This is a genomic window from Kocuria sp. U4B, assembly GCF_054875615.1.
This window is the reverse complement of the sequence record NZ_CM142180.1, coordinates 174,637-200,780: the sequence shown is the minus strand read 5'-3', so window position 1 is coordinate 200,780 and position 26,144 is coordinate 174,637. Positions and strand designations below refer to the sequence as shown.

Sequence of the window (26,144 nt, the reverse complement as noted above, 5' to 3'; positions counted from 1 at the left end):
GCCGGTCAGCCCTCGCAGTCGGTGCAGTACTTGTTGCCGTTCTCCTCGCGGGCGAGCTGGCTGCGGTGGTGGACCAGGAAGCAGGACATGCAGGTGAACTCGTCCTCCCGCTCGGGCACGACCTGGATGAGCAGCTCCTCGTGGGAGAGGTCCGCCCCGGGCAGGTCGATGCCCTCCGCGGTGTCGGCGTCGTCGACGTCGATCGCCGGGCTCTGGGCGGGCGCGCTGCGCTGCGCCTGGATCACCTCGAGCGACTCGCCGGCGTCGTCGTCGTCGGGGCCCGTGCGCGGGGCGTCGTAGTCGGTGGCCATGGGTTCTCGGCTCCTCGGAAGTGCGGTGGGACCGCTGCGCGCGAGAGGCGGCAGCGGGGTGTTCCCCCGACAACCCGGTGGGGCAGGGGCCTATTCCCGGCGCCGCCTGCGCGGTCCGGCGCGGAGGATCTCGCCACGACGCGTCACGACCCGTGACCGGCTCGCGCAGCGCCGGGGACCGGGCCTACGGTGGACTCTGCATTCGCATTCGCGCCTGCCCCCGGAGGTCGACCCCGTGCCCCGATGCACCGCCCCGCGCCCGTCCGTGCTCCGCGCCCCGGCGCCCCGCCGTCGGATCCGCGCCACCCTCGCCGTGCCGCTGGGCGCGGCGGTCCTGGCGCTCACCGGCTGCGCGGGCCCGGTCGGCGCGACCACCGCCGGCCCCCGGACGATCCCGCCCCGGCGACGGCGGCGCCCTCGGCCGCGCCCGTGCCGGCCGGGACCGCGGACCCGCCGGAACCCCCGGCGAGCGCGACGGCACCCGCCGCGTCCACGGGCGGCGGGCCCGCCACGGCGGCCGCCGCCCTGGAGACGCTCGCCGTGAAGGGCCGGGCGCCGAGGACCGGCTACGACCGGGAGCAGTTCGGCCCGGCCTGGCAGGACGTGGACGGCAACGGCTGCGACACCCGCAACGACGTGCTCGCCCGGGACCTGGTCGACGTCGTGCACCGGGCCGGCAGCGACGGGTGCACGGTGCTCTCGGGCACCCTGCTCGATCCCTACACCGCCACCACGATCGACTTCGTGCGCGGGCCGGCCACCTCCTCCGACGTCCAGGTCGACCACGTCGTCGCGCTCTCCGACGCCTGGCAGAAGGGCGCCCGGCAGCTCGACGCCGGCACCCGGGCCCGCTTCGCCAACGACCCGCTCAACCTGCTCGCGGTCGACGGGCCCACGAACCAGGCCAAGGGCGACGGCGACGCCGCCACGTGGCTGCCGCCGAACCGGGCGTTCCGCTGCGACTACGTCGCGCGCCAGATCGCGGTGAAGGCCGGGTACGGGCTGTGGGTGACCGCCGCGGAGAAGGACGCGATGGGCCAGGTGCTGGGGGAGTGCCCCGGTCAGGTCGTGCCCGCGGACCCCGGGCCCGTGCCAGGGGCGGGGCCGGTGACCGGACCGGGGGCCGCGCCGGAGCCGACCGCGCCCGGGCCGGCCACCCCGTCCCCGGCCCCCACGGATCCGTACCCCAACTGCTCGGCGGTCTACGCCGACGGGCTCTCGCACCTCACGCCGGCGCATCCCCGCTGGCAGCCGCGCCTGGACGGCAACGGCGACGGGGTCGGCTGCGAGAACCCGTGAGCGTCCCGCGGCTCCTCCGCTGCGCCCCGGGACGGCCCGGGCACGACGAGGAGGCCCCGCCCGCCCACGGCGGGCAGGGCCTCGTGCCGTGCCCGGGCTGGGGCGCTCAGCGGGTGCGGGCGGCCTCGAGCGCCTCGGCCTCGGCGCCGCCGACCGCCTCGCCGCGGGCCACCATCCCGGCGGTCTCCGACAGCGGGATCTGCCGCAGGAACAGCGCGAGCAGGAACGCGAGGAGCATGAAGGGGATGAGGTACCAGAACACGGGGGCGAGGGAGTCGGCGTACGCCGCGACGATGCCGTCCCGGACGGGATCGGGCAGCTGCGCGAGCGTCTGCGGGTCGAGGGTCGCGGTGGCCTGCCCGGCCTGGTCCGCGGTGGCCCCGGCGCCGGCGAACACCTCGGTGAGCTGCTCCGCGAGGTTGTTGGTGAACATCGCCCCGAAGATGGCCACGCCCAGGGCGGCCCCCACCTCCCGGAAGTAGTTGTTGGTGCTCGTGGCCGTGCCCACCATGGAGGGGTCCACGGCGTTCTGCACCACGAGGACGATGACCTGCATGATCAGGCCGAGGCCGGCGCCGAGGACGAGCAGGTAGGCGCAGATCAGCCAGATCGGCGTGTCGGCTGCGAGCGTGGTCATGGCCAGCATCGCGGCCGCCGTGACGAGGGTGCCGGCCATCGGGTAGCCCTTGTACCGGCCGGTGCGGGAGATGCGGATGCCCGACCAGATGGAGGTGCCCATGAGCCCCGCCATCATGGGCAGCATGAGCAGCCCGGACTCCGCGGCCGAGGTCCCGGAGGACATCTGCAGGAACGTCGGCACGAAGGCGATGGCGGCGAACATGCCCAGGCCCAGCGTGAGCCCGATCGCGGTCGCGTTGACGAAGACCGGGTTGCGGAACAGGGCGAGCGGGATGATGGGGTCCTCCGCGCGCGCCTCGGTCCACACGAACAGGCCCGCCGCGACGACCGTGCCGGCGGCCCACGCCCACGTGGCGGGGGAGTCCCAGCCGCGCTCGGCGTCGCCGCCGAACTCCGTGAAGAAGATCAGGCACGTGGTGGCCGCGGACAGCAGCACCACGCCGGCGACGTCGATCCGCCGGGTGGCGCGCTTGTGGGGCAGGGTCAGGGTGAACCAGGCGATGGCGAAGGCGGCGATCCCGACCGGGATGTTGATGTAGAACGCCCACTGCCAGGTGAGGTGGTCCACGAAGTAGCCGCCCAGCAGCGGCCCGGCGACGGCGGAGAGGCCGAAGATGCCGCCGAGGGGGCCCATGTACTTGCCGCGCTCGGAGGCCGGCACGATGTCCGCGACGATCGCCTGGGAGAGGATCATCAGGCCGCCGCCGCCGAGGCCCTGCATCGCGCGGAACGCGACGAAGCCCCAGAAGCCCGTGGCGAGGGCGCAGCCGACCGAGGCGACGGTGAACAGGGCGATGGCGACGAGGAAGAGGGTGCGCCGGCCCAGCACGTCGCCGAACTTGCCGTAGACGGGCATCACGATGGTGGTCGCGAGCAGGTAGGCGGTGGTGATCCAGGCCTGGTGCTCCACGCCGCCCAGCTCGCCGACGATGGTCGGCATGGCGGTCGAGACGATGGTCTGGTCGAGGCTGGAGAGCAGCATCCCGGCGATGAGGGCCGAGAAGATGATCCAGATCCGCTTCCGGGTCAGCACCAGCAGCGGGCCGTCCGGGACGGCCGACGGCGGGGTCGTGGTCATGGGGTTCCTTCGGTGTCGGTGTCGGTGGGGGTGGCCGGGCCGGTGCCGGCGGGCGCGAGGAGCTCGGCGGCGAGGCCGACGTTGCGCTCCAGCAGGGCGGCGAACTCCTCGAGCGGCGGCGACTCGTCGGCGCCCGGGCGGCTCTCCAGGAGCTCGTGGACGGTGTGCCCCGCCAGGTGGGCGACGACGGCGGCGGCCACCCGCGGGAAGGGGGCCCCGGGCGGGCAGCCCTGCCGCCGGGCGATCAGCTCCGCCAGGCCCGCGACGTGGCGGTCCATGGACTCGGTCAGCCGCTGGAGCAGGGCGGGCTCCCGCCGCAGGACCTCCAGCAGCACCGACCGGTCGTGGGGGGCGTCCATGACGCGGAAGGACCGCACGACGAGCTCCTTCAGGGCCTCCAGCAGGCCCGGCCCGTCCGAGGACCGGCCGCCGGCCACGAACTCCTCGGCGTAGGCCGCGAGCGGGTCCCGCGCCGGGGTGCCCAGCACGGCGTCGTCCTTCGAGGCGAAGTAGTTGAAGAAGGTCCTCCGGGAGATGCCGACCTCCGCGCAGAGCTCGTCCACGGTGAACCCGCCCAGCCCGCGCTCGGCCGTGAGCCGGCGCGCGTGCACGATGAGCGACCGGCGCGTGCGCCGCATCCGCTGCTCGCGTGCCCCGTCGGTCACCGGGAGTTCCTGCCGCAGACCATTAATTGCACTCTCGGCATCATAGTGCAAAAAGTCGGTGCGGTGCGTCAGGTGCGGTGCCGGGCGGCGGTTCGTAGGCTGGCAGCGGTGCCGGCACGACCGAGGAGGCTGACCATGGGCGCGGACACGGGCACGGACACGGGCACGGACGACCCCGGCGGTGTGGAGCTGATCGGGCTGCACGGGCGCAAGCAGGCGGGCAAGGACACGTGCGGGGCCCGGCTCGTGGCGGCCCACGGCTACTCGCGGGTGGCGTTCGCCGATCCGCTGCGGCTGTTCCTCACGAAGCTGGACCCGCTCGTCGGCCGGCGCGGGGACGCCCTCCTGCGCCTGTCCACGGTGCTGGCCGAGGTCGGCGGGGACTGGGACCGGCTCAAGGACGAGGAGCGCGACCCGGTGCACCGGGAGATCCGGGTCCTGCTCCAGCGCGTGGGCAACGAGGCGGGCAAGGCGGTCTTCGGGGAGACGGTGTGGGCGCAGCGCGGTCTGGCGGCCGCCCGCCGGCTGGGCGGACGGGTCGTGTTCACGGACGTGCGCTTCGACGTCGAGGCCGAGGCCGTCGTGGCCGCGGGCGGGCGGGTGGTGCACGTGGTGCGCCCGGGGGCCGGGGGGAGCGCCGACCCGCACGCCTCCGAGGCCGGCATCGACCCGCGGTGGATCACAACCACGATCGTCAACGACGGGACGATCGAGCAGCTGGAGCAGAAGGTGGACGCCCTGGTGCTCAGCCTGCGCGGCCGCTGAGGCCGGCGAGCCGGGCGCTGCGCTCCCAGAGGGCGTCCACCAGGGCGTCGTCGCCGGCGCGGGGATTGGTGCGGGCCGACCGGCGCTTCTCGTAGTACGCCCCCGACGCCCAGTCCCGCCCGGGGGTGCCTTCGGCGAGCCAGACGAGCGTGTCCGCGCCCTGCTCCGGGGTGATCATCAGGCGCCGCCCCAGCCGGGTGCGGTAGAGCAGGCCCAGGGCCGTGGTCGTGGAGGAGGCGAAGTTGGTGGCCACACCGCCGGGGTGGAACGCCGCGGCGGCCAGCCCGCGGTCCCCGTGGTGGCGCTCGAGCCCGCGCGTGAACAGGACGTTGGCGAGCTTGGAGTCGCCGTAGGCCCGGTGCGGGGACCACGCCCGGCGGCCGCCCGGGCCGCCGAACCCGTCCAGCTCGTCCATGCCCCGGAGGTCCAGGCGCCCGATCCGGGCGGCGATGCTCGACGTGTTCACCACCGCGCCGGTGCCCGCCCGCAGCGGCTCCAGCAGCAGGTGGGTGAGCAGGAACGGCGCCAGGTGGTTGACCTGGAAGGTCCGCTCGAGCCCGTCCGCGGTGCGCTCGGGCCGGTCGAAGAGGCCGCCCGCGTTGTTGACGAGCACGTCGATGCGCGGCAGGGCCGAGCGCAGCTGGGCGCCCAGCCCGCGCACCTCGTCCAGGCGCGCGAAGTCCGCCGAGAAGTGCCGCGCCCCCAGCGGGCGGGCGACCGCGGCGGTCTTGGCGGGCGAGCGGCCGACGACGACGACCTCGTGGCCCCGCCGCGCGAGCTCCCGGACGGCGGCGGCCCCGATGCCGTCGCTGGCGCCGGTGACGACGATGGTGCGCGGCTCGGTGCTGGGCTCCATGGGGCTCCTCCTGGGCGGGGTGGTGCGGGGCGGGCCGCGGGTGCGTCCCGCCGCTCAGGCTACCCACCGTCCGGCGCCCGGGGAACGGGCGGCGCGGTCGGCACCCGGGAGCTCCCGCCGGTGCCGGCGTGATCGGAATAACGTCGGGCGCCGCCGGGTTGCGGCGGACATGACGGACAGCACCCCGGCCGGCACCCGAGCAGTGCCCGGCACCATCGACCTCCAGGACCTCGGCACGGTCCACCGCCTCGGCTTCGGCGCCATGCGCATCGTCGGCGAGGGCGTGTGGGGCGAGCCCGCCGACCGCGCCAACGCCGTGCGGGTGGTGCGCCGCGCCGTGGAGCTGGGCGTCGACTTCGTCGACACCGCCGACGCGTACGGCCCCGACGTCAGCGAGCAGATCATCGCCGAGGCCCTGCACCCCTACCCCGAGGGCGTCCGGATCGCGACCAAGGTCGGCTTCGCCCGCACCGGTCCCCGCCGGTGGATCCCGCTGGGCCGGCCCGAGTACCTGCGCCAGCAGGCCGAGCTGAGCCTGCGGAAGCTGCGGGTCGAGGCCCTCGACCTGCTCCAGCTGCACCGGATCGACCCCACCGTCCCCGCGGAGGAACAGTTCGCCGTCCTGCGCGCGCTGCAGGAGGAGGGCAAGGTGCGGGCGCTCGGGCTCTCCGAGGTGGGCGTGGACCAGATCCGGGCGGCCCAGGAGCACTTCACCGTCGCCACCGTGCAGAACCGCTACAACCTCACCGACCGCAGCTCGCAGGACGTCCTCGAGCACTGCGCCGAGCACGGCATCGGGTTCATCCCGTGGGCGCCCATCTCCGCCGGCGAGCTCGCCCGCCCCGGCGGTCCCGTGGACCGGGCCGCCGAGCGCCTCGGCGCCACGGCCTCGCAGGTCGCCCTCGCCTGGCTGCTGCACCACTCCCCGGTGATCATGCCCATCCCCGGCACGGCGTCCCTGGAGCACCTCGAGGAGAACATGGGCGCCGACCGGCTCCAGCTCGACGACGCCACCTACGCGGAGCTCACCGCCGCCGCCTGACGCCGCCGCACCGGCCCGCCCCGTCCACGACCCCTGCAAGGAGCACTCCCATGGCACACGTCCTCATGATCGTCTCCGCCGCCGACTCCCTCACCATGCGCGACGGCACCGAGCACCCCACCGGCTTCTGGGCCGAGGAGCTGGTCGTCGCCCACCGCGTCCTGCGCGAGGCCGGCCACGACGTCGACATCGCCACCCCCGGCGGCGTCGCCCCCACCGTGGACCGGGCGAGCTTCGCCCCGGAGATGACCGGCGGCCAGGAGCGGGCCGACGAGTTCCGCGCCTACCTCCAGCGGATCGACGCGGAGCTGGCCGTCCCCCTCGTGCTCGGCGACGTGGACGGCGGCCACTACGACGCCCTCGTGCTGCCCGGCGGCCACGGGCCCATGGCCGATCTCCACCAGGACGCCGACCTCGGGCGCCTGCTGGCCGAGGCGGACCGGGCGGGCCGGATCGTCGCGCCCTTCTGCCACGGTCCCGCCGGGCTGCTCAGCGCCGTGGACGAGGACGGGGCGTTCGTCTTCACCGGCCGCCGGATGACCGTGTTCACCAACGAGGAGGAGCTCGGCGGCGGCACCGGCGAGAACACCCCCTGGTTCGTCGAGACCGCGCTGCGCGAGCAGGGCGCCGTCGTGGAGACCGGCCCCGCCTGGTCCAGCCACGTCGTGCGCGACGCCAACCTCGTCAGCGGCCAGAACCCGCAGTCCAGCCAGGCCGTCGCCGAGGTCGTCGCCGAGGCCCTCGCGGAGCAGTCCCCGGCTTGACCGCCGTCCCGGCGCGGGCGCATGATCGGGACACCACCATCAGTGCCCTTATCAAGAGCCCACGCCGCGAAGGACCCCCGCCCATGGCCCTGCCCCCGCTCGCCGACGCCCACTACGTCCTGCCGCTGAAGTGGAGCGACGACGCGGCCCTGGACGAGCTGGCCCGCTACCTCGCCGAGGTCGTGCAGTGGGTGCCGGTCACGGTCGTCGACGGGTCCGCCGGCGAGCTCTTCGCCGCCCACCGCCGCGCCCTCCCGGACGCGGTGCAGCTCCTGCGCCCCGAGCCGTGGCCCGGGGCCAACGGCAAGGTGGCGGGGGTCATGACCGGGGTGCGGCGGGTGGCGCAGGAGCGGATCGTCCTCGCCGACGACGACGTGCGCTACACCCGGGAGGCCCTCCAGCGGGTGGTCGGGCTGCTGGGGCGGGCGGAGCTGGTCCGCCCGCAGAACTACTTCCTGGAGCTGCCCTGGCACGCCCGCTGGGACACCGCCCGCACCCTGTTCAACCGCGCCCTCGGCGCCGACTACCCCGGGACCCTCGGCGTGCGCCGCTCGGCGCTGCTGGGGGCGGGCGGCTACGACGGCGACGTGCTGTTCGAGAACCTCGAGCTGATCCGCACGATCACCGCCGCGGGGGGCCGGGAGGTGCGGGCCCCCGACCTGTACGTCGGCCGGATCCCGCCGAGCGCCGCCCACTTCCTCGGCCAGCGGGTGCGGCAGGCCTACGACGACTTCGCCCAGCCCGGGCGCCTGGCCGCCGAGCTGTCCCTGCTGCCCCTCCTCGGCTGGGCCGCGCGCCGGCCGGCCCGCCTCGCCGCCCTGGGGGTGCTGGCGTGCGGGGTCGCGGAGGCCGGGCGCCGCCGCGCGGGCGGACGGGCGGTCTTCCCCGCCGGCACCGTGGCGTGGGCGCCCGTGTGGCTCCTCGAGCGCGCCGTGTGCGTGTGGGCGGCCGTGGGAGCGCGGCTGCGCGGCGGCGTGCCCTACGCGGGGGCCCGCCTGCGCACGGCCGGGCACTCCAGGGCGGCCCTGCGCCGCCGGCTGCGCGGGCGCCCCGGCCCCGCCGACGACGCGGCGGCGGCCGCCCTCGTCCCGCTCCCACCGACCCACTGACCACCGAGGAGTCCCATGTTCACCTCCGGAGTCGCCGACGGCGTCCACCTCATCACCCACGCCCACGTCAACTGCTACCTGGTCGAGGACGAGGACGGCCTGACCCTCGTGGACGCGGGACTGCCCAGCATGTGGCCCATGCTCCTGGCCGGGCTCGAGGAGCTCGGCCGGCGGCCCGAGGACGTCAAGGCGCTCGTGCTCACCCACGGGCACTTCGACCACGTGGGCTTCGCCCGCCGCGCGCAGGACGAGTGGGGGCTGCCCGTGCTCGGCCACCCCGCCGACGCGCGGCTGGCCGCCCACCCGTACCGCTACCGGCCCCAGCGCAACCGCTTCCTCTACCCGCTGGGCCACCCGCGCTCCCTGCCGCTGCTCGGCCGGATGGCGCTCGCCGGAGCGCTGAGCGTCAAGGGCGTGCGCGTGCTCCGTCCGCTGGAGACCGGCAGCCCCCTGCCGGTGCCGGGCCGGCCCGTCGTCGTGCACACCCCCGGTCACACCGACGGGCACTGCGTGCTCGACCTGCCCGGCCGGGGCACCGTCCTCAGCGGGGACGCGCTGGTCACCCTCGACCCGTACACCGGCCGGCGGGGCCCGCAGATCGTCGCCTCGGCCGCGACCAGCGACACGGCCACGGCCCTGGCCTCCCTCGACGCGGTCGCCGCCACGGGCGCCCGCACGGTCCTGCCCGGCCACGGCGAGCCCTGGGCCGAGGGCGCCGAGGCCGCGGTGCGCCACGCCCTCGCCGTCGGCGCCCACTGACCGCACGCCCGGAGCCGGTGCCCCGACCCGAGGCCGTGGCCCGGTGCTGCCGGGCACGCGCAGGGGCCCGGGACGGCGGTCGCCGTCCCGGGCCCCTGCGCGCCTGCGGGGACACTCCCCGGCGGGGCGTCCGGCCGGGCGCTACTCCTTCTTGAGCTTGTCCTGGAGGGTGCCGGCGGCCTTCTCGACGGCGTTGGGGACCTCGGTGGTGCCGTAGAAGCGGGCGTCCGGGTGCGTGGGAGGGGGCATGGGCACGCCGGCCATGGGCTCCGCCTTGTAGCCGAAGGTGCCCTTGCCGTCCGGGGTGGGGCCGGAGGCCCACGAGCCGTCCGCGGCGGCCGCGCCGTCCGAGAAGTTGTAGTAGTCGTAGGAGAACTCCGTGGCCTCCTTCGACTGCGGGAAGTTCGACGGCACCGGCATCTGCTCCAGCCCGTCCTCCTGCAGCTCCTTGACCGCAGCCATCCACTGGTTCTGGTGCATGGTGTCGCGGGCCAGCAGGAACGAGAGCATGTCCCGGATCCCGTGGTCGTCGGTCATGTGGTAGAGCCGGGCCACCTGCAGGCGGCCCTGCATCTCGGCGTTGACGTTGGCCGTCATGTCGGCCAGGAGGTTGCCGCTGGCGGTGACGAAGGACCCCTGCCACGGGTTGCCCATGGAGTCGACCGGCCGCGCGCCGGCCCCGGCGACGATGGCGTGCTGGAGGTCCGTCCCGCCGATCACGGCGGCCACGGCCGGGTCGCCCTGCACGGCCTCGTCGGTGATGCCCAGCGGGGCCTTCTCGAGCAGCTGCGCGACCATCGTGGCGAGCATCTCGATGTGGCCGAACTCCTCGGCCGCCGTGCCGAAGAGCAGGTCACGGTACTTGCCGGGGATGTGGGCGTTCCAGGCCTGGAAGCTGTACTGCATGGCGACGGTGATCTCGCCGTACTGCCCGCCGATCACCTCCTGCAGCTTGCGCGCGTAGACCGCGTCCGGGGCCTCGGGGGTGGCGTTGTACTGGAGCTTCTGCTGGTGGAAGAACATGCTTGCCTCCGTCGTCGACTGCAGTGGGGATGCGGCGGGCCGCGGATGTCCGCGTCGCACCGTCGCAGGTAAGGCCACCCTAAACGCCGCGGGGGCCATAAGGGAAGTGTGCTGACGAAAGGGGCCGAGCCAGGTAGGCTGGCGGCTCCCGACCGGCGGCGCCCGTGCGCCGCCCCGGCGTGCCGCCACCCGACCGCGACGCCGCCCGACCACGACGCCCCGGAGGTCCCCCCGTGAAGCAGCTCTCCCTCGCCGCCCCCGGCGGTCTTGACCGCCTCGTCCTGCAGGACGTCCCCGCCCCCGGGGACCCGGGACCGGGGGAGGTCCGCGTGCGGGTCCGCGCCAGCTCGCTGAACTTCCACGACTACCTCGTCGTCAGCGGCGGCTCGCCCGCCGAGGACGGCCGGATCCCCCTGGCCGACGGCGCGGGCGTCGAGGCCGTGGGGGAGGGCGTCGAGGAGCTCGCGCCGGGCGACGCCGTGGTCTCCTGCTTCTTCCCGCTGTGGCAGGACGGCCCGCCCGCGGTCGGCGACTTCCGCAGCGTGCCCGGCGACGGGCTCGACGGCTACGCGCGGGAGGTCGTCGTGCGGCCCGCCACCTGGTTCACGCGGGCCCCGGCGGGGTGGACCCACGCCGAGGCCGCCACCATCACGACCGCCGGCCTCACGGCCTGGCGCGCGCTCGTCGTCGACGGCGGGCTCCGGGCGGGGGACGTCGTCCTCGCCCTCGGCACGGGCGGGGTCTCGGTCTACGCCGTGCAGCTGGCCAAGCTCATGGGCGCCACCGTGATCGCGACGTCGTCCTCCGACGAGAAGCTCGAGCGTCTGCGCGCCCTGGGCGCCGACCACACGATCAACTACCGGCAGGACCCGCAGTGGGGCCGCACCGTCCTGGAGCTCACGGGCGGACGCGGTGCGGACCACGTCATCGAGGTGGGCGGCGCCGGGACGCTGCCGCAGTCGATCCGGGCCGTGCGGATCGGCGGGCACATCTCCCTCATCGGCGTGCTCGCCGGCGGATCCGGCGAGGTCCCCACCGCCCTGCTCATGGCGCGGCAGGCCCGGCTGCAGGGGCTGATCGTGGGCAGCCGCCGCGAGCAGGAGGACTTCGTGCGGGCGCTCGAGGCGACCGGGCTGCGGCCCGTGATCGACCGCAGCTTCGGCCTCGCCCAGGCCGCCGAGGCGTTCCGCCACCAGGAGTCCGGCCGCCACTTCGGCAAGATCTGCCTGGAGTACTGAGGCCCCCGTGCCCCGGCGCTCCCCGGACCCCCGCGCCTGCCCGGCCGCGTCGCCGTGCTGGCCGGGACCGTCCTCCTCGCCCTGTCCCTGCGCCTGGCCGCCCTGACCTCCGCGCACACCATGTGCTGCGGGATCGGCACCCCCGCCACCCCCTTCCTGGCCGTGCCCCCGGCCCGGACCGCGGGGTGGCGGCTCTCGATCGGCGTCCGGGCCGCGGTCGGCCCCGTCGCCGTCGCGCCCTGGCCGGTGGTGCTCGCCGGCACCCGCAGGGACGGGGCCCGGAGGGCGGGCAGCGGCCGGGGCGCCTACCCGATGGCCCGGCCGCTCACCAACCCGCGCACCCGCACCACGGCCGGCTCCGCGGCGCTCTCCGCCGTCGCCCGGGGCGTGGGCTACGCCTCCGCGTCGGCCGGGCCCCTCGGGTTCGGGCTCGTCCTGGCGCTGACGGGCAGCTGGGCCGGCGCATTCGTGCTGCTGGGCTGCCTGCTCGTGGCCCTGGCGGCCGGCGTCGTCGCCGGGCGCCCCCGCCACCTCGAGGACGCCCCGGCGCCCCCGCGGCCGGTGCCCGCGGGCCCGTGGCGCTAGGCTGGGAGGGCCCGCCCCCGGGAAGGAGACCCATGCCCGTCCACGCCACCCGCCCCGCGCGGTCCCGGGGCGCGCTGCGGCTGGGCCTCGCCGCGGCGGCGGCCGCCGGCCTCGCCGGCTGCGGGCCCGACCCCGGCACGCCCGAGGGCGTGACCGAGGCGTTCGTCGAGGCGATGGCCGAGCGGGACTGGGAGGGCGCCTGCGCGCTGCTCTCCCACGACCTCGTCCACCGCAGCACGGACGGCAACTCGCAGTACTGCCCGCGCTACCTCGAGCAGTGGCACGAGGACACCTCCGGCTACCGGACGCTGGTCGTGCAGGACGGGGCCACGGCCACCCCGGAGGGCCACGAGCTGCTGGTGGCCCCCGAGGACGCCCCGGACCGGACCGAGACGGTCACCGTCGTGGAGGAGTCGGGCCGGCTCCTGCTGCGGGACTACCCCGGCCGGGACACCGCCACCCGCTGACCCCCAGGCACCAGGAAGGACCCCATGACCGACTCCCAGCCCACCCCCGTGCCGGCACCCGCCGCCTCGTCGCCGGAGGGCGAGACCGTCGAGATCTGCCGCAACCTCATCCGGATCGACACGTCCAACTTCGGCAGCGGCGACGCCCGCGGGGAGCGGCGCGCGGCCGAGTACGTCGCCGGGCTGATCGACGAGGTCGGGCTCACGCCCACGCTGCTCGAGTCCGCCCCCGGGCGCGCCAACGTCTTCGCCCGGCTCGAGGGCACCGACCCGTCCGCCGACGCCCTGCTCGTGCACGGGCACCTCGACGTGGTCCCCGCGATCGCCGCGGACTGGTCCGTGGACCCCTTCGGCGGGGAGCTCGCGGACGGCATGATCTGGGGCCGCGGGGCCGTGGACATGAAGGACATGGACGCGATGATGATCTCGGTGCTGCGCCACATGGCCCGCACCGGCACCCGGCCCCGGCGCGACATCGTCTTCGGCTTCTTCGCCGACGAGGAGGCCGGGATGACCTACGGGTCCCGGTGGGTCACGGAGCACCACCGGGAGCTCTTCGACGGGGTCACGGACGCCATCAGCGAGGTCGGCGGCTACTCCGCGACCATCGGCGGGCGCCGCGCCTACCTGCTGCAGACGGCCGAGAAGGGCCTGATGTGGCTGCGCCTGCACGCCGAGGGCACCGCCGGGCACGGCTCCCAGATCAACGACGACAACCCCGTCACCCGCCTGTCCCGGGCGCTGGCCAACATCGGGGAGCACCGGTGGCCGGTCCAGCTGACGAAGACCACCCGCGCGTTCCTGGACTCGGTGACCGAGCTGACCGGTGTGGAGTTCGACCCGCAGAACCCGCAGCGGCTGCTGGCCGAGCTCGGCTCGGTGGCCCGCTTCGTGGGCGCGACCCTGCAGACCACGGCCAACCCGACGATGCTCGAGGCCGGGTACAAGGTCAACGTGGTCCCGGGCTCCGCCCAGGCGGGACTGGACGTGCGCTACCTGCCGGAGCAGCGGGAGCTCGTGCTGGACAAGCTCGCCGAGCTGGCCGGGGACGGGGTGCGCTTCGAGTTCGAGTCCGACGACATCGCCCTCGAGGTGCCGTTCTCCGGCAGCGTCGTGGACGCCATGGTGGACGCCCTGCACACCGAGGACCCGGAGGCCGTCGTGCTGCCGTACATGCTCTCCGGCGGCACCGACAACAAGTCCCTGGACCCGCTGGGGATCACCGGCTACGGGTTCGTGCCGCTGCGCCTGCCCGACGAGCTCGACTTCCCCGCCATGTTCCACGGCGTGGACGAGCGCGTGCCGACGGCGTCGCTGGAGTTCGGCTCGCGGGTCCTCCACCGCCTGCTCAGCTCGTACTGACCGTCCCGCCCCGCCCGACCCGCGCTCCCGGAAGGACCCCATGCCCAGCACGGACGCCCCGACGCCCGAGACCCTGCTGCCCGACGAGCTGCTCGCGGCGTTCCGCGAGCGCGCCGCCGGCTACGACCGGGACAACCGGTTCTTCGACGAGGACTTCGCGGAGCTGGTGCGCATCGGCTACCCGCTGATGCTCGTGCCGCGGGAGCACGGCGGCCTCGGGTTCACCCTGCAGCAGGCGGTCGCCGCGCAGCGGCGCCTGGCCTCGGCGGCCCCCGCCACGGCCCTGGGGATCAACATGCACCACGTGCTCGTGGGCGTGGCGCACACCCTGCGCCTGCGCGGGGACGGCCGCGCCGAGGGGATCTTCCGGCAGGCGGCGGCCGGGGAGATCTTCGCGTTCGGCATCTCCGAGGCCGGCAACGACGCGGTGCTCTTCGACGCGGCGACGACCGCCGTCGCCGAGGGGGAGGGCTACCGGGTGACGGGCACGAAGATCTTCACCTCGCTGTCCCCGGTGTGGACCCGGCTGATCGTCCACGCCCGGGACGACGCCGACGCCGGGGCGCCGCTCGTGTTCGGCTTCGTGGACCGGGACGCGGACGGGATCGAGGTCCTCGACGACTGGGACACCCTGGGCATGCGCGCCTCGCAGTCGCGCACCACGGTGCTGCGCTCGGTGCGGATGCGCCCCGAGCAGGTTCTCACCCGCACCCCCGCGGAGCCCAACCCCGATCCGGTGGTGTGGGGGATCTTCGGGTGCTTCGAGCTGCTCCTGGCCGCGGTCTACACGGGGATCGCGGACCGGGCGGTGGAGCTGGCGGCCGAGCTCGCCCGCACCCGCCGCTCCCGGGGCGCGGACGCCCCCCGGGCCGAGCACCCGGACGTGCGGTGGCAGATCGCGGAGGCCGCCATCCTGCGGGACGGGCTGGAGCTGCAGCTGCGGCAGCTCAGCGCGGACGTCGACGCCCTCGGCTCGGGACGCGCTCCGGAGCACGGGCCGCGCTGGTTCCTGCTCTTCTCCGGGGTCAAGCACCGGGCCACGGAGACGGCCCGGCAGGTGGTGGACCTGGCGCTGCGCACCGCCGGCGGCGCCCAGTACTCCCGCGGCCGGGAGCTGGAACGGCTCTACCGGGACGTGCTCGCCGGGATCTACCACCCCTCGGACAGCGAGTCCGTGCACGCGGCCGCCGCCAGGGCCCTGCTGGGCCCGGTCGGCGGCTGAGGGAGCGGCCCGGGCGCGCCCGGGCCGGGCGGGAGCGCTCAGATGGTGCGCTCGACCCGCATCACGCGGCGGCGCAGCCAGTACTTGCGCGCCCCGCTGTAGAGCAGGACGGACCGGGTGAGCTCCCACTTGCCGTACTCGGCGTGCTCGGTGAGCCGGGCGCGCGCCTCGCTGAGCCTCTCGTGCGGCGCGACGGTCAGCAGGAGGTACTCGTAGCGCTGGTCGGCGTCCCGCGCGAGGGCCGCCGAGCTGGTCCGGACTTGTTCTCTCATCGGTCCCCATTCTGCACGGAATAGCGATAACGTCTACTCCATGAGCCAAGATCCTCGTGCTGCGCTGCAGGCCCTCGTGAGTGCCCTCGAAGAACACCTGGCTGCGGCCTCCAACCGCCGGGGCGACGACGACCCCGCGGTCGACGGCGCCTACCTGGCGATCGCCGACGCATTCGACGCCTACGAGGAGGCGCTCTACGACGCCTACGACGAGGTCACCCCGCTGACCGTGTTCGCCGAGGAGGACGACGAGGACTCCGAGGACGAGGACTCCGACGACGAGGACGACCTCGGCCCGGACGACGAGGACGAGGACTCCGGTGAGGGCGCGGACGAGGATCTGCTCGAGGACAACGAGATGCTCGACGACGACCTCGTCGACGAGGAGGACTACGAGGACCTCGACGAGGGCGGTCAGTCCCGGTCCGCCCGCTGACCCGGCCCGGTCCGCCCGGGCCTGCCCGGGAGCGGCCCGCCCCGGCGGGCCGCTCCCGGCGTGTCCGGGCGGCGGGCGGCGGCGGTACCGTGCCGTAAGGTGGCCGGGTGAACTGGATCGAAGCAATCATTCTCGGCCTCGTGCAGGGCCTCACCGAGTTCCTGCCGGTCTCCTCCTCGGCGCACCTGCGCATCGCGGGCGAGTTCCTCCCCCACGGCGCCGACCCCGGGGCCGCGTTCACCGCCATCACCCAGCTGGGCACCGAGACGGCCGTGATCATCTACTTCTGGCGCGACATCGCCCGGATCATCGGGCACTGGGCCCTGTCCCTGGTGGGGCGGGTGGACCGCTCGGACCCCGACGCCCGGATGGGCTGGCTGATCATCCTCGGCTCCCTGCCCATCGGCGTGCTCGGGCTGCTGCTCGAGGACTGGATCGACACCGAGTTCCGCTCCCTGTGGATCACCGCCACGATGCTCGTGGTCTTCGGCGTGATCCTCGCCGCCGCGGACCGGGTGGGCCGGCAGGTGCGCCACCTCGACGAGCTCACCGTCCGCCACGGCGTGCTCTTCGGCCTCGCCCAGGCGCTGGCCCTGATCCCGGGCGTCTCCCGCTCGGGCGGGACGATCACCGCCGGGCTGCTCATGGGCTACACCCGGGAGGCCGCGGCCCGCTACGCGTTCCTGCTCGCCATCCCGGCCGTGTTCGCCTCGGGGCTGTACAAGCTCGCCCAGACGCTGGGGGAGCCCCAGGCGGGCCCCTACGGGACGGCCGAGACGCTCGTGGCCACCGGCATCGCCTTCGGCGTGGCCTACGTGATCATCGGCTGGTTCATGCACTACATCTCCAACCGCAGCTACACGGTCTTCGTCTGGTACCGGATCGCGCTGGGCCTGGCGATCTTCGTGCTCCTGGGGCTCGGCCTGATCAGCGCCTGACCGCCGCAGCCTCCACCGCACGCTCCACCGCAGCCCCCGCCGGGAGCTCCGTCCGGGCCCCCGCCGAGGGCCCGGACCGGGACCCCTCGCGGGGGCCGGTAGGTTAAGGGGGGCCCCGCGCCCCGATCCTCCCGTTCCCGAACCCTTCCGAGGTGAGCATGAAAGCCTGGTCCGCCCGACCCGTCCCCGACCTCCCCGGCGAGGCCCCCCTGCCGGTGGTGCAGGACACCCGGCTGCGGCGTCGCGCGGAGCTGCCCCGGCAGGAGCGCGCGAGCCTCTACGTCTGCGGGATCACCCCGTACGACGCCACCCACATGGGCCACGCCGCCACCTACGTGGCCTTCGACGTGCTGCACCGCGCCTGGCTCGACGCCGGCACGCCCGTGGACTACGTCCAGAACGTCACCGACGTGGACGACCCCCTGCTCGAGCGGGCCGAGGCCACGGGCGTGGACTGGCGCGAGCTGGCCGCCGAGCAGACCGAGCTGTTCCGCGCGGACATGAGCGCCCTCAACGTCCTCCCGCCCCAGCACTACGTGGGCGCCACCGAGGCCGTCGGCTGGATCGTCCCCGCCGTCGAGCAGCTGCTCGGCCGCGGCCTCGCCTACCGCGTGCCCGGAGCGGACGGGGAGCCCGACGGCGACGTCTACTTCGACGTCGAGGCCGCCGGCGCCCTAGACGACGACGCCGCGTGGGTGCTCGGGGACGTCTCCCACCTCACCCCGGAGCAGATGCTGCCGGTCTTCGCCGAGCGCGGCGGGGACCCGGAGCGCCCCGGCAAGCGGCACCCGCTGGACCCCCTGCTGTGGCGCGTCGAGCGCCCGGGCGAGCCCGCGTGGGACGGGGCGTCCCTCGGGCCCGGCCGGCCGGGGTGGCACATCGAGTGCGCCCTGATCGCGCTGGAGCACCTGCCCGCGCCCTTCACCGTGCAGGGCGGGGGCTCCGACCTCGTCTTCCCGCACCACGAGATGGGCGCCGGGCACTGCTCGGCCCTGACCGGCCGGCCCATGGCCGAGCACTTCCTGCACACCGGCATGGTCGGTCTCGACGGGGAGAAGATGTCGAAGTCGAAGGGCAACCTGGTGCTCGTCTCGAGGCTGCGCGCGCAGGGCGTGGAGCCCGCGGCGGTGCGCACCGCGATCCTCGCCCACCGCTACTCCGACGACTGGTCGTGGACCGACCTGGGCCTGGCCGCGGCCGTGGCCCGCCTCGACGCCTGGCGCCGCGCCCTCGCCGTCACCCCGGCCGGCACCGCCGCCCCGCTGCTGGCGACCGTGCGCGCCGCCCTGGCCGACGACCTCGACGCCCCCGCCGCGCTCACGGCCCTCGACGACTGGGCCGCCGGCGCCCTGACCGCCGGCAGCGCCGCCGAGTGCTCCCCCGCGGACGCCCAGCTGGTGCGGGAGCTCGTGGAGGCCCGGCTCGGCGTCGTGCTCTGACCCGGTCCGGCCCGCCCGCGCCGAGGGGCGGCACCCGGATCGGGTGCCGCCCCTCGGCGCGGGCGCCCCGGACCGGGGCGCCCGCTCACTTGTCGTCGCGGCGGCGGCGCAGGTAGCGCTCGAACTCCTTGGCGATCGCGTCCCCCGTGGCCTCGGGCAGGTCGGTGGTGTCCTTGGCCTCCTCGAGCTGCTGGACGTAGGCGGCGATCTCCGGGTCGTCGGCGGCGAGCTCGTTGACCCCGCGCTCCCACGCCTCGGCGTCCTCGGCGATCACGTCGAGCGGGAGGGTGACGCTCAGCAGCTCCTCGAGCTCGCGCAGCAGGGCCAGCTCGGCCTTGGGGGAGGGCGACTGCGCGACGTAGTGGGGCACGGCCGCCCACAGGCTCACCGTGGGGAACCCGCCGAGGGAGGCCATGTGGGAGAGCACCCCGACGATGCCCGTGGGGCCCTCGTACTGGGAGGAGTCGATGTTCAGCTCCTCCTGCAGCTCCGCGGTGTCCGAGGTCTTGGTCACCGGGATGGGCCGGGTGTGCGGGACGTCGGCGAGCAGCGCGCCGACCATGACCACGAAGTCCACGTCGAGCAGGGTCGCCTGCTCGAGCAGCTCCGCGGTGAAGGAGCGCCACCGGTAGGACGGCTCCCACCCGTGGAGCAGCACCAGGTCCAGGTTCGTCCCGGGCACGGAGGCGGTCGACAGCCGGGTGGTGGGCCACGCGATCTTCGCCTCCCCGGTCGCCGAGCGGCGCACCACGGGGCGGGAGAACTGGTAGTCGTAGTAGTCGTCCGAGGTGACCTCGAAGACGTCCTTGGCGCCGAAGTGCTCGGCCAGGAACTGCACGGCGTCCGTGGCGGCGTCCCCGGCGTCGTTCCAGCCCTCGAACGCGGCCACGAGCACGGTCACGCGCTCCGGGTCGCCGCTCTCGCGGACGACGCCGAAGGGCCCGGGCTGGGGTGCGGGGGACGCCCCGTCGTCGAAGTTGCTCACGCTCCCACCCTACGCTCAGCGCCCCCCACGGCAAGAGGCTCCCGCGGGCGGGCCGGGCGTGTTGCGGACACTACGATGGGGCCATGCCCCGTCCCGAGCCCGCCCCCGCCCTGCGTCCCCGCCCCGCCGCCGTGCTGCCCTCGGCCGTGCTGTTCGACATGGACGGCACGCTCGTGGACACCGAGCCCTACTGGTTCGAGGCCGAGATCGAGCTGGTCACCGCCCACGGCGGGACGTGGACCGAGGCCGACTCCCGGGGCACGGTGGGCTGGGGCCTCGAGGACGCCGCGGCCGTGATGCAGCGCGCCGGGGCCCGGCTGGGGATCCGCGAGATCGTCGACCGGCTGCTCGCCGACGTGGCCGGGCGTGCCCGCGCGCGGATGGTCTACCGGGACGGGGCGCCCGAGCTCGTCGCCGCCCTGCACGAGCGCGGCGTGCCCCTGGCGCTGGTCACCAGCAGCGAGGCGCCCCTGGCCGAGGTCGTGGTCGAGGCCTTCGGCGGGCCGGGCGTGTTCGACGTCGTCGTCACCGGGGACCTCGGCCACCCCGCCAAGCCCGCCCCGGACCCCTACCGCATCGCCGCGGCCCGCCTCGCCGAGCACGCGGGCCGGCCCCTGGACCCCGCCCGGATGCTCGCCGTGGAGGACTCCCGCACGGGCATCCGCTCGGCCACCGCCGCCGGCCTGTTCACCCTCGCCGTGCCCCACATGGTCCCCGTCGACGACGCCGGGGCGGACCTCGTGCTCCCGACCCTCGCCGGGCTCGGTCCCGAGGACCTCGGCCGGCTCGTGGCCGGGACGCCCGCATGAGCCCCCGGGAGCGCTCCGCGGGCATCTCCCTGGGCCGCATCGGCGGGGTGCCCGTCACCCTGGCGTGGTCGTGGTTCGTGATCGCCGCCGTCACCGTGGTCCTCTACACCCCCGTGCTGATGCGCGAGTACCCGCACCTGGGCGCGCTCAACTATGCGGCGTCCCTGGGCTTCGCCCTCACCCTCGCCCTGTCCGTGCTCCTGCACGAGCTCGCCCACGCCTGGACCGGCCGGGCCTTCGGCTGGCCCACCGGGCGGATCGTGCTGACCCTGCTCGGCGGGCACACCCACTTCGGGGACGTGCGCAACGCCCCGCTGGCCTCCGCCGTGGTCTCCCTCGCGGGCCCCGCCGTGAACCTCGCCCTCGGCCTCGCCGGGTGGGCGGCGCTGCGCACCGGGGACCCGGCGCCCACCCTGGGCTGGGTGCTGCTGGACCTCACCACGTGGGCGAACCTCATCGTGGGCGTGTTCAACGTCCTGCCGGGCCTGCCGCTCGACGGCGGGCGCGTGGTCGAGGCCGTCGTCTGGGCGCTCACCGGCCGGGAGTTCCTCGGCACCCTGGTCGCGGCGTGGGCCGGGCGGCTGCTCGCCGTGGGGCTCGTGGCCTGGACCGCGGTCACGGGGCTGTGGCAGCAGACCACCACGCTGCTGTTCGTCGTGCTCGTCGCCGCCTTCATGTGGCAGGGCGCCACCGCCTCGCTGCGGGCCGCGGCCGTCCTGGGGCGGGTGCGCGGGCTCAGCGCCGCCGCGCTCGCCGACCCCGCCGTGGCGGTGCCCGCCGGGGCCTCCCTCGAGCACACCGACCGGGTCGTGGCCGGCTGGCTCGCCGAGCGCGCGCCCGGCACGCCCGTGCCCCAGGTCGTCGCTCTCGGCCCGGCCCGCGAGGCCGTCGGGGTGCTCGCGCCGGCCGCCGCCAACGCCGTGCCCGCCGAACGCCGCGCGCAGACCCCCCTCACGGCCGTGCTGCACGGGCTGCCCGCGGACGCCGTGCTGGACGGCGGGCTGCAGGAGGAGGCGCTGCTGCGGGCCGTCGCCGGCAGCCGGCACCCCCGCTGGGTCGTCACCGGGGCCGACGGCACCCCCGTGGGGGTGCTGCGCACCGCGGCCCTCGAACGCCGCCTGGCCGGCTGAGCCCGGCCCACACCCCGGCGGCGGCCCGGACGCGGCGGTGGTCCAGCGGTGACACAATGGGGGTGACCGGTGCGGCCCTGCGCGGGACCGCACCCCGGGGAATCCCCCCGCCGGCACCCCGCAGACCGTCCCAGAGCACGCCAGGATCTCCCGTGAAAGTGAGCCGATGACCGGAACCGCTGACCAGACCGCCACCACGCCCGCCGCGCCCGCGGCCGCCCCGCGGGGGGCCGCCAACCGGCGGGGCCCCTTCCGCGCCGGGGAGCGCGTGCAGCTCACCGACGAGCGCGGGCGGATGAACACGGTGACGCTCGCGGTCGACGGCGAGTTCCACTCCCACCGCGGCGTGCTCCCGCACGCCGAGCTCATCGGCCGGCCCGAGGGGACCGTGGTGGAGAACTCCGCCGGCTTCCGCTACCAGGCGCTGCGCCCGCTGCTGAAGGACTTCGTGCTCTCCATGCCCCGCGGCGCCGCGGTGGTCTACCCCAAGGACGCGGGCCAGATCGTCACCATGGCCGACATCTTCCCGGGCGCCCGGGTGGTCGAGGCCGGGGTCGGCTCGGGCGCCCTGTCCATCTCCCTGCTGCGGGCCGTGGGCGACGCGGGGCACCTGCACTCGTTCGAGCGCCGGGCGGAGTTCGCGGACATCGCCCGCGGCAACGTCGAGACCATGTTCGGGGGCCCCCACCCGGCGTGGCAGATCACCATCGGGGACCTCGCCGAGGAGCTCGGTGCCCACGAGGAGCCCGGGTCCGTGGACCGCGTGGTCCTCGACATGCTCGCGCCCTGGGAGTGCCTCGACGCCGTGGCCACCGCCCTGACCCCGGGCGGGGTGGTCATGTGCTACGTCGCCACCGTCACCCAGCTCTCCCGCACCGCCGAGGCGATGCGCGCCGACGGCCGGTTCACCGAGCCCGAGGCCTCGGAGACGATGGTGCGCGGCTGGCACGTCGAGGGCCTCGCGGTGCGCCCCGACCACCGGATGGTCGCCCACACCGGCTTCCTCGTCTCCGCCCGCCGCCTCGCCGACGGCTCCGAGCGGCTGGCCCCCAAGCGCCGGGCCTCGAAGTCCGAGTTCAGCCAGGAGGACCTCGACGCCTGGACCCCCGTCTCCCTGGGCGAGCGGGACGTCTCCGACAAGAAGCTGCGCCGCGCGGCGCGCGACGCCCTGGGGCTCGCCGCGCGCGCGGCCACGGCCGGCCCCGGGGCGCCCGCTGGGACGGCGCCGGTGGACGGCACGAGCCCCGGGAGCACGGGACCGGAGGCCCCGGAGGAGGAGCGGCCGTGACGGAGACCCCCCGCCCGCAGACGGCCCCGGGCCCCGGCGCTCCCGCGGACCCGGAGGAGGCCCGCCGGGCGCTGGTCAACGCCCAGCGCCAGGTGAACATCCTGCGCGACCAGAAGCGCGGGCTCGACAAGCAGCTGGCCGCCGCCGGCACCCAGAACCAGAAGCTCGTCCGGCTGCTGGACGCCACCCGCACCGAGATCCGCCAGCTCAAGCGCGCCCTCGAGAACGACCTCGTCCCGCCCCTGAGCCAGGGCACCGTGCTGCAGGCCAACCCCGGCCGCGCCCCCGTGGGCGAGCCGACCGGGGCCGGGCCCGCCGTCACCGACCCCACCCTCGACGTCCTCGTCGCCGGGCGGAGGATGCGCGTGGCCGTCAGCCCGCTCGTGAGCTTCGGCGCGTGCGAGCCCGGCCGCCAGGTGCTCCTGGACCAGAACTACGTGGTCGGCGCCGTGCTCGACTACGAGCAGACCGGGGAGGTCGCGACCGTCAAGGAGATCGTCGACCACGACCGGGTGCTCACCGTGGGCCGCTCCGACGAGGAGCGCGTCCTGCTGCTGTCCGGGCTGCTGCGCCGGCACCGGCCCGAGATCGGGGACGCGGTCTCCATCGACCACCGCACCGGCTTCGCCCTCGAGCCCATCGAGCGCACCGACGTCGAGCAGCTCGTGCTCGAGGAGGTCCCCGCCGTCTCCTACGACGACATCGGCGGCCTGGGCCCCCAGATCGAGCAGATCCGCGACGCCGTCGAGCTGCCCTTCGTGCACCCGGACCTGTACCGCGAGCACGGCCTGACCCCGCCCAAGGGCATCCTCCTCTACGGCCCGCCCGGCAACGGCAAGACCCTCATCGCCAAGGCCGTCGCCCGCTCCCTCGCCGAGCGCGCCGCCGACCGGGCCGGGCGCGATCGGGCCCTGGGCTACTTCCTCAACATCAAGGGCCCCGAGCTGCTCGACAAGTACGTGGGGGAGACCGAGCGGCAGATCCGCTCCATCTTCCTGCGCGCCCGCGAGCAGGCCGCCAAGGGCATCCCCGTGGTCGTGTTCTTCGACGAGATGGACTCCCTGTTCCGCGTGCGCGGCTCCGGGCTGTCCTCCGACGTGGAGACCACCATCGTGCCCCAGCTGCTCACCGAGATCGACGGCGTGGAGCGGCTGGACAACGTGATCGTCATCGGCGCCACCAACCGCGAGGACATGATCGACCCGGCGGTGCTGCGCCCGGGCCGCCTCGACGTGAAGATCCGCATCGACCGCCCCGACGCCGAGGGGGCCCGGGAGATCCTCGGCCTCTACGTCACCGAGGCCCTGCCCCTGCGCCAGGCCGAGGTCGACGCCGCCGGCGGGCGCGCGGGCGCCGTCGCCGCCCTCGTGGACGCCGCCGTCACCCGGATGTACGAGCGCAGCCCGCAGACCCGGTTCCTGCACCTGAGCTACCGCGACGGCACGGAGGAGACCCTCTACTTCAGCGACTTCACCTCCGGGGCGGTCATCCGCAACGTCGTGGACCGGGCGAAGAAGCAGGCCATCAAGGACCTGCTCACCACCGGGGTGCGCGGGCTGTCCCGGGAGCACCTCGTGCGCGCCGTCGACGACGAGTTCCACGAGCAGCAGGACCTGCCCAACACCACCAACCCCGAGGACTGGGCCCGGATCTCGGGGCGCCGCGGGGACACGATCACGGACCTGCGCGTCGTCCTGCACCGCAACCCCCACCCGGCCGGGCCGGGGGAGCGCCCCCGGCAGGAGCGGCCATGACCGTGCGCCGCGTCATGGGCGCCGAGACCGAGTACGGCGTGCTCGCCCCCGGCGCCCCGCACGCCAACGCCACGGTGCTCTCCACCCAGGTCGTCACCACCTACGCCGCCCTCGTCCGCCGCCGTCTCGGCGCCCGGCACGCCGCCGCGGGCTGGGACTACCACGGCGAGTCGCCCCTGCGGGACGCCCGCGGCTTCACCCTGCCGCGCGCGCAGGCGGACCCGTCCCAGCTCACCGACGTCGCCCCCGTCCTCACCGCCGAGGAGATCGCCGCGGAGGCCCTGCACGACGCGGGCCTGTACGCCGAGTCCCTGGACTGGCGCCAGGTCGTGATGAACACCGTCCTGCCCAACGGCGCCCGCCTCTACGTGGACCACTCCCACCCCGAGTACTCCTCCCCGGAGGTCACCACCCCCCGCGACGCCGTGCTGTGGGACGCCGCCGGGGACCGCGTCGCCGCGGACACCGTGCGCGCCGTCGCCGCCGCCGAGCCGACCACCGGGCTGCCCGCCGTGAGCCTCTACAAGAACAACACCGACAACAAGTCCGTCTCCTACGGCGCCCACGAGAACTACCTCGTGCCCCGCTCCGTGCCCTTCGCGGCGCTCGCCGCCGCCCTGCTGCCCTTCTTCGCCTCCCGCCAGGTGATGTGCGGGGCCGGCCGCGTCGGCCTCGGGGACCGGGGCCAGCGTCCCGGCTTCCAGATCGCCCAGCGCGCCGACTTCTTCGAGCGCGAGGTCGGGCTCGAGACCACCGTCCACCGCCCGATGGTCAACACCCGCGACGAGCCGCACGCCGACGCCCACCGCCACCGCCGGCTGCACGTCATCATCGGCGACGCCAACCTCTCCCACACCGCCGGGCTGCTCAAGTTCGGCACCACCTCCCTCGTCCTGGGCCTCGTCGAGGCCGGCGCCGCCCCGGAGCTCGCGCTCGCCGACCCCGTCGCCGCCCTGCAGGCCATCAGCCACGACCCGGGGCTCAGCGCCACCGTGGCGCTGCGCGACGGCCGGCAGCTCACCGGGGTGCAGCTGCAGCGGCTCTACCTCGACGCCGCCCGCGCCCACGAGCACGCCGGCGGCGCGCCCGACGCCGCGACCCGCGAGGTCCTCGAGCTGTGGGAGGAGGTCCTCGACGCCCTCGAGCGCGATCCCCTCTCGCTGGCCGACCGCCTCGACTGGGTCGCCAAGTACGCGCTGCTGCGGGGCTACCGCGAGCGCGACGGCCTCGCCTGGGACGACCCCCGCATGACGCTGATCGACCTGCAGTACCACGACGTGCGCCCGGAGAAGGGCCTGTACCACCGGCTCGTCGCCGCGGGGCGGATGCGCACCCTCTTCGGCGCCGACGAGGTGGCGCACGCCGTCGACGCGCCCCCGGAGGACACCCGCGCCTGGTTCCGCGGCCGCCTCGTCACCCGCTTCCCCGACGACGTCCTGGCCGCCAACTGGGACTCCGTCTCCCTGTCCCTGCCCGGGGTGCGCCGCGGCGCCCGGATCGCCATGCCCGAGCCGCTCGCGCTGACCCGCGACGACGTCGCCCCGCTGCTCGACGCCGCCCCCGACGCCGAGCACCTCGTCCGGGCCCTCGCCGCCGCCCGTCCCGGCCTCGTCCACACCGGCTCCCTCGGCTGAGCGCCCCGGCGCCCGCCCCCGCACCCCGTCCCGTCCGCCCCGCACCCAGGAGGAACCCCGACATGGCCCAGGAACGCATCTTCGGCACCGGCGCCCAGCGCCGCGAGGAGACCGAGCTGCCCGACCCCGCCGCCCCCGCGCCCGCCGCCCCGTCCGCCCAGAGCCAGACGACCGCGAGCACCACCGACGACCTCCTCGCCGAGATCGACGGGGTCCTGGAGTCCAACGCCGAGGAGTTCGTCAAGGGCTTCGTCCAGAAGGGCGGCCAGTAGCCC

The 26,144-nt window shown here is 75.4% G+C and carries 27 protein-coding genes; 20 read left to right on the top strand and 7 right to left on the bottom strand.

Annotated features, from left to right (window positions below):
- Nucleotides 1-5: 5 nt before the first annotated feature.
- Nucleotides 6-311 (bottom strand): DUF4193 domain-containing protein, encoded by a 306-nt coding sequence (locus tag ACYSMR_RS00960; protein WP_251333311.1) that lies wholly within the window; start codon nt 309-311, stop codon nt 6-8.
- Nucleotides 312-740: 429 nt separating this feature from the next.
- Between ACYSMR_RS00960 and ACYSMR_RS00955 the strand changes: the two genes are divergently transcribed.
- The gene (locus tag ACYSMR_RS00955; protein ID WP_461747102.1) at nt 741-1,610 is read left to right on the top strand and encodes a GmrSD restriction endonuclease domain-containing protein; all 870 of its coding nucleotides are present in this window, start codon (nt 741-743) and stop codon (nt 1,608-1,610) included.
- A gap of 106 nt (nt 1,611-1,716) precedes the next feature.
- Here the strand turns inward: ACYSMR_RS00955 and ACYSMR_RS00950 are convergent, their stop codons facing one another.
- Together ACYSMR_RS00950 and ACYSMR_RS00945 are read right to left on the bottom strand one after the other, a co-directional pair.
- Entirely contained in the window at nt 1,717-3,327 is a 1,611-nt protein-coding gene (locus ACYSMR_RS00950; protein WP_461747101.1) for an MDR family MFS transporter, read from the bottom strand.
- Nucleotides 3,324-3,992 (bottom strand): TetR/AcrR family transcriptional regulator, encoded by a 669-nt coding sequence (locus tag ACYSMR_RS00945; protein ID WP_461747100.1) that lies wholly within the window; start codon nt 3,990-3,992, stop codon nt 3,324-3,326. The genes ACYSMR_RS00950 and ACYSMR_RS00945 overlap by 4 nt, the downstream gene beginning before the upstream one ends.
- 135 nt (nt 3,993-4,127) lie before the next feature.
- On the opposite strand from ACYSMR_RS00945, the gene ACYSMR_RS00940 reads away from it, so the two are divergent.
- Nucleotides 4,128-4,757 (top strand): deoxynucleotide monophosphate kinase family protein, encoded by a 630-nt coding sequence (locus ACYSMR_RS00940; RefSeq protein WP_461747099.1) that lies wholly within the window; start codon nt 4,128-4,130, stop codon nt 4,755-4,757.
- On the opposite strand, the gene ACYSMR_RS00935 is transcribed toward ACYSMR_RS00940, so the two are convergent.
- Entirely contained in the window at nt 4,738-5,613 is an 876-nt protein-coding gene (locus ACYSMR_RS00935; protein ID WP_461747098.1) for an SDR family NAD(P)-dependent oxidoreductase, read from the bottom strand. The two genes, ACYSMR_RS00940 and ACYSMR_RS00935, sit on opposite strands and share 20 nt — an antisense overlap.
- A gap of 169 nt (nt 5,614-5,782) precedes the next feature.
- Here ACYSMR_RS00935 and ACYSMR_RS00930 point away from each other — a divergent pair, with 169 nt between their 5' ends.
- The 4 genes from ACYSMR_RS00930 to ACYSMR_RS00915 all read left to right on the top strand — a co-directional run bounded on the left by ACYSMR_RS00930 (nt 5,783) and on the right by ACYSMR_RS00915 (nt 9,287).
- Entirely contained in the window at nt 5,783-6,655 is an 873-nt protein-coding gene (locus ACYSMR_RS00930) for an aldo/keto reductase (RefSeq protein WP_461747097.1), read from the top strand.
- Nucleotides 6,656-6,705: 50 nt separating this feature from the next.
- Nucleotides 6,706-7,419 (top strand): type 1 glutamine amidotransferase domain-containing protein, encoded by a 714-nt coding sequence (locus tag ACYSMR_RS00925; protein ID WP_251333304.1) that lies wholly within the window; start codon nt 6,706-6,708, stop codon nt 7,417-7,419.
- Nucleotides 7,420-7,502: 83 nt separating this feature from the next.
- Nucleotides 7,503-8,528: a glycosyltransferase family 2 protein gene (locus ACYSMR_RS00920; protein ID WP_461747096.1), complete on the top strand. Its 1,026-nt coding sequence runs from the start codon at nt 7,503-7,505 to the stop codon at nt 8,526-8,528.
- A 15-nt stretch (nt 8,529-8,543) separates the two neighbouring features.
- A complete protein-coding gene (locus ACYSMR_RS00915; protein ID WP_251333302.1) occupies nt 8,544-9,287 on the top strand; it encodes an MBL fold metallo-hydrolase in 744 nt (247 codons plus the stop codon).
- 141 nt (nt 9,288-9,428) lie between these two features.
- Here ACYSMR_RS00915 and ACYSMR_RS00910 read toward each other — a convergent pair whose 3' ends face one another.
- Entirely contained in the window at nt 9,429-10,310 is an 882-nt protein-coding gene (locus ACYSMR_RS00910) for a manganese catalase (protein WP_251333301.1), read from the bottom strand.
- A 233-nt stretch (nt 10,311-10,543) separates the two neighbouring features.
- Here ACYSMR_RS00910 and ACYSMR_RS00905 point away from each other — a divergent pair, with 233 nt between their 5' ends.
- Genes ACYSMR_RS00905 through ACYSMR_RS00885 form a run of 5 tightly spaced genes read left to right on the top strand, consistent with a single transcriptional unit; the run spans nt 10,544 to nt 15,184 of the window.
- Entirely contained in the window at nt 10,544-11,548 is a 1,005-nt protein-coding gene (locus ACYSMR_RS00905) for a zinc-dependent alcohol dehydrogenase family protein (protein WP_461747095.1), read from the top strand.
- A 54-nt stretch (nt 11,549-11,602) separates the two neighbouring features.
- A complete protein-coding gene (locus tag ACYSMR_RS00900; protein WP_461747094.1) occupies nt 11,603-12,133 on the top strand; it encodes a hypothetical protein in 531 nt (176 codons plus the stop codon).
- Nucleotides 12,134-12,165: 32 nt separating this feature from the next.
- Complete coding sequence (locus ACYSMR_RS00895; RefSeq protein WP_309124973.1) at nt 12,166-12,600, top strand: nuclear transport factor 2 family protein; 435 nt, start codon at nt 12,166-12,168, stop codon at nt 12,598-12,600.
- Between the two features lie 24 nt (nt 12,601-12,624).
- Complete coding sequence (locus tag ACYSMR_RS00890; protein WP_461747093.1) at nt 12,625-13,962, top strand: M20/M25/M40 family metallo-hydrolase; 1,338 nt, start codon at nt 12,625-12,627, stop codon at nt 13,960-13,962.
- A 40-nt stretch (nt 13,963-14,002) separates the two neighbouring features.
- The gene (locus tag ACYSMR_RS00885; RefSeq protein ID WP_309124974.1) at nt 14,003-15,184 is read left to right on the top strand and encodes an acyl-CoA dehydrogenase family protein; all 1,182 of its coding nucleotides are present in this window, start codon (nt 14,003-14,005) and stop codon (nt 15,182-15,184) included.
- Nucleotides 15,185-15,222: 38 nt separating this feature from the next.
- Here ACYSMR_RS00885 and ACYSMR_RS00880 read toward each other — a convergent pair whose 3' ends face one another.
- Nucleotides 15,223-15,456 carry a DUF5703 family protein gene (locus tag ACYSMR_RS00880; protein WP_251333295.1) on the bottom strand — a complete coding sequence of 78 codons (234 nt, stop codon included), beginning with the start codon at nt 15,454-15,456 and terminating at the stop codon, nt 15,223-15,225.
- Between the two features lie 40 nt (nt 15,457-15,496).
- On the opposite strand from ACYSMR_RS00880, the gene ACYSMR_RS00875 reads away from it, so the two are divergent.
- From ACYSMR_RS00875 to mshC, 3 genes are all read left to right on the top strand, one after another.
- Nucleotides 15,497-15,892: a primosomal protein gene (locus ACYSMR_RS00875; RefSeq protein WP_251333294.1), complete on the top strand. Its 396-nt coding sequence runs from the start codon at nt 15,497-15,499 to the stop codon at nt 15,890-15,892.
- A 107-nt stretch (nt 15,893-15,999) separates the two neighbouring features.
- Nucleotides 16,000-16,830, top strand: coding sequence for an undecaprenyl-diphosphate phosphatase (locus ACYSMR_RS00870; RefSeq protein WP_251333293.1), 831 nt, complete (start codon nt 16,000-16,002; stop codon nt 16,828-16,830).
- 158 nt (nt 16,831-16,988) lie between these two features.
- The gene (mshC, locus tag ACYSMR_RS00865) at nt 16,989-18,269 is read left to right on the top strand and encodes a cysteine--1-D-myo-inosityl 2-amino-2-deoxy-alpha-D-glucopyranoside ligase (protein WP_251333292.1); all 1,281 of its coding nucleotides are present in this window, start codon (nt 16,989-16,991) and stop codon (nt 18,267-18,269) included.
- An 85-nt stretch (nt 18,270-18,354) separates the two neighbouring features.
- Here the strand turns inward: mshC and ACYSMR_RS00860 are convergent, their stop codons facing one another.
- Nucleotides 18,355-19,254 carry a PAC2 family protein gene (locus ACYSMR_RS00860; protein ID WP_251334562.1) on the bottom strand — a complete coding sequence of 300 codons (900 nt, stop codon included), beginning with the start codon at nt 19,252-19,254 and terminating at the stop codon, nt 18,355-18,357.
- Between the two features lie 83 nt (nt 19,255-19,337).
- On the opposite strand from ACYSMR_RS00860, the gene ACYSMR_RS00855 reads away from it, so the two are divergent.
- From ACYSMR_RS00855 to ACYSMR_RS00830, 6 genes are all read left to right on the top strand, one after another.
- Nucleotides 19,338-20,063, top strand: a complete 726-nt coding sequence (locus tag ACYSMR_RS00855; protein WP_309124976.1) for an HAD family hydrolase — start codon at nt 19,338-19,340, stop codon at nt 20,061-20,063.
- Entirely contained in the window at nt 20,060-21,193 is a 1,134-nt protein-coding gene (locus tag ACYSMR_RS00850) for a site-2 protease family protein (protein WP_251334560.1), read from the top strand. Before ACYSMR_RS00855 ends, ACYSMR_RS00850 begins: the two co-directional genes overlap by 4 nt.
- Nucleotides 21,194-21,359: 166 nt before the next feature.
- Nucleotides 21,360-22,481, top strand: a complete 1,122-nt coding sequence (locus ACYSMR_RS00845) for a tRNA (adenine-N1)-methyltransferase (RefSeq protein ID WP_251334559.1) — start codon at nt 21,360-21,362, stop codon at nt 22,479-22,481.
- Nucleotides 22,478-24,235 (top strand): proteasome ATPase, encoded by a 1,758-nt coding sequence (gene arc / locus ACYSMR_RS00840; RefSeq protein WP_375142370.1) that lies wholly within the window; start codon nt 22,478-22,480, stop codon nt 24,233-24,235. The genes ACYSMR_RS00845 and arc overlap by 4 nt, the downstream gene beginning before the upstream one ends.
- A complete protein-coding gene (gene dop, locus ACYSMR_RS00835; RefSeq protein WP_461747092.1) occupies nt 24,232-25,869 on the top strand; it encodes a depupylase/deamidase Dop in 1,638 nt (545 codons plus the stop codon). The genes arc and dop overlap by 4 nt, the downstream gene beginning before the upstream one ends.
- A gap of 62 nt (nt 25,870-25,931) precedes the next feature.
- Nucleotides 25,932-26,141, top strand: a complete 210-nt coding sequence (locus ACYSMR_RS00830) for a ubiquitin-like protein Pup (protein ID WP_251334558.1) — start codon at nt 25,932-25,934, stop codon at nt 26,139-26,141.
- The last annotated feature ends 3 nt before the right edge of the window (nt 26,142-26,144 follow it).

Excerpts from the sequence above, each read along its gene's own strand:
- ACYSMR_RS00960 (WP_251333311.1), bottom strand. The coding sequence starts at position 311 with ATGGCCACCGACTACGACGCCCCGCGCACGGGCCCCGACGACGACGAC.
- ACYSMR_RS00950 (WP_461747101.1), bottom strand. The coding sequence starts at position 3,327 with ATGACCACGACCCCGCCGTCGGCCGTCCCGGACGGCCCGCTGCTGGTG.
- ACYSMR_RS00940 (WP_461747099.1), top strand. The coding sequence starts at position 4,128 with ATGGGCGCGGACACGGGCACGGACACGGGCACGGACGACCCCGGCGGT.
- ACYSMR_RS00935 (WP_461747098.1), bottom strand. The coding sequence starts at position 5,613 with ATGGAGCCCAGCACCGAGCCGCGCACCATCGTCGTCACCGGCGCCAGC.
- ACYSMR_RS00930 (WP_461747097.1), top strand. The coding sequence starts at position 5,783 with ATGACGGACAGCACCCCGGCCGGCACCCGAGCAGTGCCCGGCACCATC.
- ACYSMR_RS00925 (WP_251333304.1), top strand. The coding sequence starts at position 6,706 with ATGGCACACGTCCTCATGATCGTCTCCGCCGCCGACTCCCTCACCATG.
- ACYSMR_RS00920 (WP_461747096.1), top strand. The coding sequence starts at position 7,503 with ATGGCCCTGCCCCCGCTCGCCGACGCCCACTACGTCCTGCCGCTGAAG.
- ACYSMR_RS00915 (WP_251333302.1), top strand. The coding sequence starts at position 8,544 with ATGTTCACCTCCGGAGTCGCCGACGGCGTCCACCTCATCACCCACGCC.
- ACYSMR_RS00910 (WP_251333301.1), bottom strand. The coding sequence starts at position 10,310 with ATGTTCTTCCACCAGCAGAAGCTCCAGTACAACGCCACCCCCGAGGCC.
- ACYSMR_RS00895 (WP_309124973.1), top strand. The coding sequence starts at position 12,166 with ATGCCCGTCCACGCCACCCGCCCCGCGCGGTCCCGGGGCGCGCTGCGG.
- ACYSMR_RS00890 (WP_461747093.1), top strand. The coding sequence starts at position 12,625 with ATGACCGACTCCCAGCCCACCCCCGTGCCGGCACCCGCCGCCTCGTCG.
- ACYSMR_RS00885 (WP_309124974.1), top strand. The coding sequence starts at position 14,003 with ATGCCCAGCACGGACGCCCCGACGCCCGAGACCCTGCTGCCCGACGAG.
- ACYSMR_RS00880 (WP_251333295.1), bottom strand. The coding sequence starts at position 15,456 with ATGAGAGAACAAGTCCGGACCAGCTCGGCGGCCCTCGCGCGGGACGCC.
- ACYSMR_RS00875 (WP_251333294.1), top strand. The coding sequence starts at position 15,497 with ATGAGCCAAGATCCTCGTGCTGCGCTGCAGGCCCTCGTGAGTGCCCTC.
- mshC (WP_251333292.1), top strand. The coding sequence starts at position 16,989 with ATGAAAGCCTGGTCCGCCCGACCCGTCCCCGACCTCCCCGGCGAGGCC.
- ACYSMR_RS00855 (WP_309124976.1), top strand. The coding sequence starts at position 19,338 with ATGCCCCGTCCCGAGCCCGCCCCCGCCCTGCGTCCCCGCCCCGCCGCC.
- ACYSMR_RS00850 (WP_251334560.1), top strand. The coding sequence starts at position 20,060 with ATGAGCCCCCGGGAGCGCTCCGCGGGCATCTCCCTGGGCCGCATCGGC.
- ACYSMR_RS00845 (WP_251334559.1), top strand. The coding sequence starts at position 21,360 with ATGACCGGAACCGCTGACCAGACCGCCACCACGCCCGCCGCGCCCGCG.
- dop (WP_461747092.1), top strand. The coding sequence starts at position 24,232 with ATGACCGTGCGCCGCGTCATGGGCGCCGAGACCGAGTACGGCGTGCTC.
- ACYSMR_RS00830 (WP_251334558.1), top strand. The coding sequence starts at position 25,932 with ATGGCCCAGGAACGCATCTTCGGCACCGGCGCCCAGCGCCGCGAGGAG.